At 61.3% G+C, this 783-nt stretch carries 2 protein-coding genes; both read left to right on the top strand.

What is annotated here, in order from left to right; translation table 11 throughout:
* Positions 1-498, top strand: a 498-nt coding sequence (locus tag ALO43_RS04355) for a transposase (RefSeq protein WP_162235575.1), incomplete at its 5' end; no start/stop codon positions are given.
* Between the two features lie 20 nt (positions 499-518).
* Positions 519-783: ATP-binding protein (locus tag ALO43_RS04350; RefSeq protein WP_162235574.1), on the top strand; the 265-nt coding region annotated here is incomplete at its 3' end.

Raw genomic sequence — 783 nt, 5'->3', positions numbered from 1 at the left:
TTCTACTCGGTGCCGTACCAGCTCGTGAAGCACCAACTCGAAGTACGGCTCACCGCGCAGACCGTCGAATGCTTCCACGCCAACCAGCGCGTGGCCAGCCATCTGCGCTCGCGGCATAAAGGCCGCCACACCACCCAAACTGAGCACATGCCCAAGAGCCACCGCGAACATGCCGAATGGACACCGCAACGACTGATCCGCTGGGCAGAGCAGACAGGCCCGAATACGGCGGGCGTCATCGCCTACATCCTCGAACGCCGAATCCATCCACAGCATGGCTTCCGTGCCTGCCTGGGCATCCTGCGCCTGAGCAAACAGCACGGAGAAGAGCGGCTGGAAGCCGCTTGCCAGCGTGCGCTGGCACTGGGTGCATGCAGTTACAAAAGTCTCGAATCGATCCTGCGCCAAGGCCTGGAAAAGCTGCCGTTGGCCCAGCAAAACATGCCGCTGCTGCCCGAAGAACACATCAACCTGCGCGGCCCCGGCTACTACCACTGACCTGAAAAGGAGCTTTCTCAATGCTACCGAACCCGACCTTGGACAAGCTGCAAACCCTACGCCTGCACGGCATGATCAAGGCGCTGAACGAGCAACACGCGACGCCCGACATCAACGATCTCAGCTTCGACGAACGCCTGGGCCTGATGGTTGATCGCGAGCTGACCGAGCGTGAAGACATACGTCTGACCACTCGCCTCAAAGCCGCGCGACTGCGCGACAACGCCTGCCTGGAAGACATCGACTACCGCAGCCCACGTGGCCTGGACAAGGCCTTGATCCTGC

The sequence above is a fragment of the Pseudomonas tremae genome (genome assembly GCF_001401155.1).
Classification (GTDB): Bacteria; Pseudomonadota; Gammaproteobacteria; order Pseudomonadales; family Pseudomonadaceae; genus Aquipseudomonas; species Aquipseudomonas tremae.
Note: the sequence above shows the minus strand (reverse complement) of the source record. Positions and strands in the feature narration are given on the sequence as shown.